The sequence below is a fragment of the Halogeometricum rufum genome (assembly GCF_900112175.1).
GTDB classification, from domain to species: Archaea; Halobacteriota; Halobacteria; order Halobacteriales; family Haloferacaceae; genus Halogeometricum; species Halogeometricum rufum.
The window spans coordinates 361,805-369,313 of record NZ_FOYT01000003.1 but is presented as its reverse complement, the minus strand read 5'-3'; the positions used below and the strand labels follow the sequence as shown (position 1 = coordinate 369,313).

Genomic DNA, 7,509 nt, shown 5'->3' with positions numbered 1-7,509 from the left:
CCGACGAGAAGGAACGCGCCGAACACGCGATGCTGGTGGACCTCGAACGCAACGACCTCGGGAAGGTGAGCGAGTACGGCAGCGTCGAGGTGTCCGAGTACCGTCGCGTGGACCGCTACTCCGAGGTGATGCACCTAGTCTCCCTCGTGGAGGGGCGGGCGCGCGACGACGTCGACATCGCGGACGCCGTCGCCGCCGTCTTCCCGGGCGGCACCATCACCGGCGCGCCGAAACCGCGCACCATGGAACTCGTCGACGAGGTGGAGGCGACGCGCCGCGGCCCGTACACCGGGAGCGTCGGCGTCTTCGGCTTCGACGACCGGGCGACGCTCAACATCGTCATCCGTACGCTCGTCCGACGGGAGGGCGAGTACCGACTCCGCGTCGGCGCGGGCGTCGTCCACGACTCCGTCCCCGACGCCGAGTACCGGGAGACGCTCGACAAGGCGCGAGCCCTCGTGAACGCGGTCGACGAGGCCCTCGGCGAACAGGGGTCGTTCGCCGTCGAGGCGGCCGACCCGACGGGAGGCCTGCGATGATACTCGTCGTGGACAACTACGACTCGTTCGCGTACAACCTCGTCCAGTACGTCGGCGAGTTCGCGGACGAGGTGGTCGTCCGCCGCAACGACGAGATAGACGTGGCGGGGGTTCGGGACCTCGACCCGGACGGCATCGTCGTCTCGCCCGGTCCCGGCACGCCCGCCGACGCCGGCGTCTCCGTCGACATCTTCGCGGAGACGAGCTATCCGACGCTCGGCGTCTGTCTCGGCCATCAGGCGCTCTGTGCGGCCCTCGGCGCGCCCGTCGGCCACGCCCCCGAGGTGGTCCACGGCAAGCCGTCCGAGATACGCCACGACGGCTCCGACCTCTACGAGGGCGTCGCGGACCCGTTCGAGGTCGGTCGCTACCACTCGCTGGCCGTCGCGGCGGCGGACCTACCCGACGAACTCGACGTGACGGCGCGGACGACCGACGACCGCCGGGTCGTGATGGGCGTCGAACGCGCCGACAGGCCGCACCTCGGCGTCCAGTACCACCCCGAGAGCATCCTCACCGACGCCGGGAAGCGCGTCGTCGAGAACTTCTGCACCTCCTACGCGGGCGTCTGAACCGCCCGCTCGTCGCCCGGTGGCGCGTCCGTCGGTGAGCGGACCTGCTCGTCGCCCGGCACGCTCACTCGTCGTCGGGCGGGTCCACGTCGCGGTGCGTGTGTATCGTCGGGAGTCGGCCGAGGGCGCGGGCGACGACCGACGTGTGCCCGCGTTCGTGTCGCAGGAACGTCAGCGTCAACCCCGCCAGCGCGACCAGCGAGACGACGGCGAACGGGCCGCCGGTCAGCACGGCCAGCGCCTGCAGCGTCTCGCTGCCGCCGAGCACCAGCACCGAGACGGCGACGGCGCCCTGAAAGACGCCCCAGAAGACGACGCTCACCGTCGAGGGGGCGCGGCCGCGTTCGGCCGTCAGTATCGCCACGACGAGCGTGGACGTGTCCGCCGAGGTGACGATGAACACGACGATGAGCGCGAGAAACAGGAACATCAGCAGCCGACTCACCGGGAGCGCCTCGAACAGGGGGAACCCCGCGACGGCTTCGGTGCCGCCGCGGGCGGCGATGGCCCCGAGCACGTCCGCGCGGCCGGTGTGCTGGACGTGCAGCGTCGTCCCGCCGACGAGGAGGAACCAGACGAGCGTCGCGGCCGAGGTGGCGACGACGCTGGTGAACACGACGGTTCGGACCCGCCGGCCGCGCGAGAGGGCGGCGAGGAACAGGCCGGCGAACGGCGCCCACGAGAACCACCACGACCAGTTCCAGACGGTCCAGTCGGTGACCCACTCCGACCCCGCGTACAGGCTCAGCGACGGGAAGTTGAGCGCGTAGCTTCCGAGCGCCGCGACACCTCGTTCGACGACGAACGACCGCGGGCCGACTGCGGCGACGAGGAGGGCGAACAGACCGAACAGGACGACGTTGAGGCCGGCGATGCGCCTGATTCCCCGGTGGACGCCCGTCTCGCAGGAGACGACGTAGATGAGGGTGAGGCCGCCGACGAACAGCACCGAGCCGACGGTGCCCGTCGAGACGTCCCACTGGTAGCCGATGCCCGCGAGGAACTGCCTGCTCACCAGCGCGATGGACGTGGCGATGCCGCCGATAGTCGCGAACACGGCGAGCGTGTCCACGAGCGAACTCCAGACGGAGTCCAGTCCGTCCACGCCGAGGAACGGGGCGAGTATCGTCGAGACGCGGAGGGGCGCGCCGCGTTGGAAGACGAAGTACGCTATCGGCACGCCGACGACGGCGTACGCGCTCCACGCCGAGACGCCCCAGTGGAACAGCGTGTAGGTGAGCGCGCCCCCGATAGCCGCGTTCGTCTCCGGGGCCGCGCCGAAGTACGGCGGCGGGTCGCGGTAGTGAAACAGCGCCTCGGCGGGGCCCCAGAACACGATGCCGGCGGCGATGCCGGCGGTGAACACGAGGGAGAAGTACGTCGGGTAGGTGTACGTCGGTTCCGCGTCCGGGCCGCCGAGGACGACGTCGCCCCACGGCCCGAAGAGCAACAGGCCGCAGTAGCAGACGGCGAGCAGGACGCTCCCGAGGAACAGCGGGCCGAACCCCGTCAGGACGCGCGTCGCGAGGGCGTCCACCGCCGCCGTCGTGGCCGCGGGGGCGACGAACTGCAGGCCGAGGTACGCGACGAACACGGCGAGGGGTAGAGCGAGCGTCACCGGGTTCTGTTCGTCGACGAACTCGCCGATAAGGTTCCGCACGTTCGGCGACCGGACGCCGAGCAGTCTCGACTCGCCTCCGCGGTCCGTCGCCAGCGACGAGTACGGCATCACGGCGAGGTAGCCCAGTCCCGAACTGAAGAACACGAGCGACACCGCGAGCCAACTCGCGCCCGAGACGGCGTCGCCGACGAACGACGGGAAGAAGAACCCGGAGAGGACGATAGCACCCGACGCTGCACAGAGCGGTGCGAGTATCGCGGCGACGGTTCGCTCGGCGTCGTTGGCTCCGGACTCGCTCATGACTGGGTGGCTGGATTCCGGTCGTTAGGCGTTCTGGGCACGTGCCGTCACTCCGTCCCGCCGCCGTCGAGGAGGTCCGACACCGACACGTCGTCGAGGCGGCCGAGCACGGACTGCCCGAGTAGCGTGCCGCCGACCGTCCGCGGGTTGACGACCCGGTCGGCGCCGACGGCGGTCAGTTTGTCGGCGTGCTTCGCTTCGCTCGCCGCCGCGACGACGCGAACGTCCGGGGCGACGTTGTTCGTCGCCAGCACCGAGAGCACGTTCCGGGCGTCGTCGTCGCCGCCGACAACGACGCCGCGGGCGGCGTCCACGCGGGCGTCCTCCAGAACGGCTTCGTCCGTCGGGTCGCCGGTGAGGACGTTCCGGCCGGCGGACGTGAGTCTCGACGCCGCGTCCGCGTCCGGCGTCACGACGACGAGGTCCGTCTCGTCGTCGAGTGCGGCGAGGAGCGATTCCGTGACGGTTCCGTGTCCGAGGACCACGACGTGGTCCTCGAGGAGCGTGAGTTCCGAGGCTGTCATGTTTCCGAACACCGTGGCCATCCGCGACTCGATTGCCGGGCCGACGAGGGCACCGACGGCGACGGTGAACGCGCCGGTGCCGAACAGGATGACCGAGAGCGCGAACCACTGCGCCTCCGGCGTCGTCGGCGTGATGTCGCCGTACCCCACCGTGGCGATGGTGACGATGACGAAGTACACTGCGTCGCCCCAGCTATCGAGTTCGAGGAAGTCCGCGCGCAGGCCGTACGCGCCGATGGTTCCGTACAGTCCGACCGCGACGAACGCCGACAGCGACGCCACCTGCAACGGCGAGAGGTCCACGGACTGGTCGAACCGGTCTCGGTTCCTGACCAGCAGGGGCACGGTGACGCCGATGAGTGCGAGTAACGGCACGTCCGTCGTCTGGAGCGTCGTCAGCGGAAGCACCGCGAGGCCGGGAAGGACGACCATCGAGACGCGCCAGGCGAGCCGTTTCCGTCGACGCAGGCCGACGGCGAGGAGGCCGATGACGAACGCGAACAGGACACCGGCGAACTGCACGAACGCCGACGCCCCCGGGAGGAACGGTGCGAGCGGTCCCGCCAGCGTCACGGCCTCTCGGCTGAGGTTCGAGAGCCCGGTGACGAACGCGACGACGGCGATGGACGCCGTCAGCGCGACGGTGGGCTTCGACCCGGAGAACTCGCGCCACTCGACGAACGGGATTCGGTCGGCGGGGTAGAACACCTCCTCGAACGCCTGCTCCCGCGGCCCGTCGGGTGTGTCAACCACAGTCATACTGGTCCGCCGCAGAACTTAAAGACGGCCACCGTCCGGACACAGCGTATCAGCGTCCCGACCGGTCGTGTCGGCGCGGGGACTGAACCGTCTCCGACGAGTGGTCCGACTCATGGACCGACTGTTCGCTTCGGCGAACCCGTACCGAACGCGAGGCCGACCGACCGACTGTGCCGGGAGGGACGGAGGATGAACGCGGCCGTGCTGTTCGGTCTCGGGACGATGGTCGCGTGGGGGTTCTGGATCGTGTTCGGCGACGTCGCCTCGAACGCCATCGACCCCGAGATGGCCGCGTTCGTCTCCTACTTCACCGCGGCGGTCCTCACGGGCGCGTACGTCGTCGTCTCGGACGCCTCGTACGCCCTCACGACTCGCGGCGTCGCGTTCGCGGCCGTCGCCGGCGTCGCGGCGGCGATAGGTGTCCTCTCGACGTTCGTCGGGGTCACCGTCGGGTCGACCACCGTCGTCTCGACCATCGGCGGGATGTACTTCGTCACCGCGGCGGTCATCAGTATCGTCTTCCTCGACGAATCGCTGACGGTCAACAGACTCGCCGGAATCGGACTCGTACTCGTTGCGCTGTTCGTCATCAACCGCTGAGCCGCCGTCGCACGACGCGTCCGGACGCCGACAGGACGTGCCGTTCGACCCCGCCGTGGCCGATTTTAAGGGACGGGCGTCGGTACGCCGGGACGTGAAGCGAACTATCAGCACCGACGACGCGCCGGCGGCAGTCGGAGCGTACAGTCAGGCGACGACGAACGGCGACGTACTCATCACGGCGGGCCAACTCCCCCTGACGACGGACGGAGAGTTGCTCGACGACCGACCGGTCGACGAACAGACGCGGCAGTGTCTGGAGAACGTCGAGGCCATCCTCGAGTCCGAGGGCCTCTCGCTCGACGACGTGCTCAAGACCACCGTCTTCCTCGACGACATCGACGACTTCGACGCGTTCAACGAGGCGTACGGCGAGTACTTCGAGGAGGACCCGCCGGCGCGGAGCGCAGTCGAGGCCGGCGCGGTGCCGAAAGGGGCCGCCGTCGAGATAGAGGCCATCGCGTCCAGCGAGTGACGGCGGCGTAACTGATTCTTTCGAGCGAACGGACCGCTCCGCCCTCGGGCGAACGACGAGACGACGGGACGGCGGACGGGACGAACGAACGGTCCGGACGAGACGACAAATCCGGACGCGAGGGCCGCGTCCGGACCGGCGCGGTCAGACGCTCAGAACAGGCCCGAGATGTTCCCGTCCTCGTCGATGTCCATGTCCGCGGCGGCGGGGTCCGCCGGCAGGCCCGGCATCGTCAGCACGTCGCCGGTGAGGGCGACGAGGAAGCCCGCCCCGGCGGACGGGTATATCTCGCGAACTTCGAGCGTCCAGTCCTCCGGCGCGCCCTTCTCGCTGGCGTCGTCGCTCAGCGAGTGGAACGTCTTCGAGAGGCAGACGGGGAACTCCTCGAAGCCCAACCGCTCCATGCGCTCGATGTCCTCGTCGGCGGTGCCCGTGTAGGTTACGCCGTCGGCGCCGTATATCTCGGTCGCGACGGTCTCTATCTTCTCCTTGATGGACGCCTCGTCCTCGTACAGGGGGCTGAACTCCTCGGGGTCGTTGTTCTCGACTTCGGTGACGACGCGTTCGGCGAGTTCCTCGCCGCCCTCGCTCCCCTCGCCGAACACCGTCGACTCCGCGGCCTTCACGTCCAGGTCGTCCCGACAGTGGTCGAGCACCGTCTGGACCTCCTCGTCGGTGTCGTCCGGGAAGCGGTTGACGGCGACGACGACGGGGACGCCGAACTTCTGGAGGTTCTCGACGTGTTTGTCGAGGTTCTCGAAGCCCCGTTCTATCGCGTCGACGCCCGCCTCCTCGATGGCGTCGAAGTCCGCGGGCCACATGTCCTCGCCGTGGTACTTGAGCGCGCGGACGGAGGCGACCATGACGACGGCGTTCGGCGTCATGTCGCCGAGGCGGCAGACGATGTTCATGAACTTCTCGGCGCCGAGGTCGGAACCGAACCCGGCCTCGGTGACGAGGTAGTCGCCCATCCCGAACGCGGCCTTGTCGGCGATGAGCGAGTTCGTCCCGTGGGCGATGTTCGCGAACGGGCCGCCGTGGACGAACGCGGGCGTCCCCTCTATCGTCTGGACGATGTTCGGCTTGATGGCGTCGCGCAGGAGCATCGCCACCGCGCCCGTGGCCTCGATGTCGTCGACGGTTATCGGTTCGCCGTCGTCGTCGTAGGCCACGATGATGCGCGCGATGCGCTCTTTGAGGTCTTCGAGGTCGCTCGCCAGACAGAGTACAGCCATCATCTCCGACGCCGCCGTGAGGAGGAAGCCGTCCTCGCGGGGCGTCCCGCCGGACTTGCCGCCGAGGCCGACTACCGTCTCGCGGAGGGCCCGGTCGTTCATGTCGAGGGCGCGGGGCCACGCCACGTCGTTCACGTCGACGTTCAACTCGTTGCCCTGCGACACCTTGGCGTCGAGCATGGCGGCGACGAGGTTGTGCGCCGCCGTGAGAGCGTGCAGGTCGCCCGTGAAGTGGAGGTTGATGTCCTCCATCGGCAGTACCTGCGAGTAACCGCCGCCCGCGGCGCCGCCTTTGACCCCGAACACCGGACCGAGCGACGGTTCGCGGATGGCTATCATCGCGTCCTCGCCGATGTGGTCGAGCGTCTGGCCCAGACCGACCGTCGTCACGGTCTTCCCCTCGCCGAGGGGCGTCGGCGTCATTCCGGTCACGAGGACGAGGTTGTTCGCGCGGTCCTCGGCGTCCTCGCGGAGGCGTTCGACCGCGTGATGTTCGACTTTCGCCTTGTACTCCCCGTAGTACTGCAGGTCCTCGTTGCCGAGGTCCCACGGTTCGAGGAGGTCCCAGATCGGGACCGGGTCCGCGGACTGTGCAATCTCGTAGTCTGACGGCATCGACTCCTCCTCGTCGGATGAAGACATCTCACCGAAGACTCCACGAGGGCGCTGTAAGAACGTTTGCGTAGGTAACAGAAGCGGGAAACGACGTGTTTCGACGGCCGGTCGTTCGCGACAGTGGCTCATCTAATTCGATTTCTGACACGACGAGCTTCTTCGCGGGGCATCGCTCGTTCGGGCTTCGGCGAGCGACCCGAAATGCCGAATTCGGCGCTCTGAACCCCTCGAAACTTCGTTCTCTCGTCGCTCGCCGACAGGTTAATCAG

7 protein-coding genes are annotated in these 7,509 nt (G+C 68.7%); 4 read left to right on the top strand and 3 right to left on the bottom strand.

Going from position 1 to position 7,509, the window contains the following annotated elements:
* On the top strand, window positions 1–539 hold a 539-nt coding region (locus BM310_RS16865; RefSeq protein ID WP_177232678.1), incomplete at its 5' end, for a chorismate-binding protein.
* Window positions 536–1,111, top strand: coding sequence for an anthranilate synthase component II (locus BM310_RS16860; RefSeq protein ID WP_089809898.1), 576 nt, complete (start codon window positions 536–538; stop codon window positions 1,109–1,111). The genes BM310_RS16865 and BM310_RS16860, both read left to right, overlap by 4 nt.
* Before the next feature lie 64 nt (window positions 1,112–1,175).
* On the opposite strand, the gene BM310_RS16855 is transcribed toward BM310_RS16860, so the two are convergent.
* On the bottom strand, window positions 1,176–3,032 hold the full coding sequence (locus tag BM310_RS16855) for a BCCT family transporter (protein ID WP_089809896.1): 1,857 nt from the start codon (window positions 3,030–3,032) through the stop codon (window positions 1,176–1,178).
* A gap of 47 nt (window positions 3,033–3,079) precedes the next feature.
* Window positions 3,080–4,309, bottom strand: a complete 1,230-nt coding sequence (locus tag BM310_RS16850; RefSeq protein ID WP_218156470.1) for an NAD-binding protein — start codon at window positions 4,307–4,309, stop codon at window positions 3,080–3,082.
* 195 nt (window positions 4,310–4,504) lie between these two features.
* Here BM310_RS16850 and BM310_RS16845 point away from each other — a divergent pair, with 195 nt between their 5' ends.
* Window positions 4,505–4,915, top strand: coding sequence for an EamA family transporter (locus BM310_RS16845; RefSeq protein ID WP_089809892.1), 411 nt, complete (start codon window positions 4,505–4,507; stop codon window positions 4,913–4,915).
* 94 nt (window positions 4,916–5,009) lie between these two features.
* Window positions 5,010–5,390, top strand: a complete 381-nt coding sequence (locus BM310_RS16840; protein ID WP_089809890.1) for a Rid family detoxifying hydrolase — start codon at window positions 5,010–5,012, stop codon at window positions 5,388–5,390.
* A gap of 152 nt (window positions 5,391–5,542) precedes the next feature.
* Here the strand turns inward: BM310_RS16840 and BM310_RS16835 are convergent, their stop codons facing one another.
* Window positions 5,543–7,267, bottom strand: coding sequence for a formate--tetrahydrofolate ligase (locus BM310_RS16835; protein WP_089809888.1), 1,725 nt, complete (start codon window positions 7,265–7,267; stop codon window positions 5,543–5,545).
* Window positions 7,268–7,509 lie beyond the last annotated feature (242 nt).

Bases quoted from the DNA above. Each gene is read 5' to 3' on its own strand.
- BM310_RS16860 (WP_089809898.1), top strand. From the start codon at position 536: ATGATACTCGTCGTGGACAACTACGACTCGTTCGCGTACAACCTCGTC.
- BM310_RS16845 (WP_089809892.1), top strand. From the start codon at position 4,505: ATGAACGCGGCCGTGCTGTTCGGTCTCGGGACGATGGTCGCGTGGGGG.
- BM310_RS16855 (WP_089809896.1), bottom strand. From the start codon at position 3,032: ATGAGCGAGTCCGGAGCCAACGACGCCGAGCGAACCGTCGCCGCGATA.
- BM310_RS16835 (WP_089809888.1), bottom strand. From the start codon at position 7,267: ATGTCTTCATCCGACGAGGAGGAGTCGATGCCGTCAGACTACGAGATT.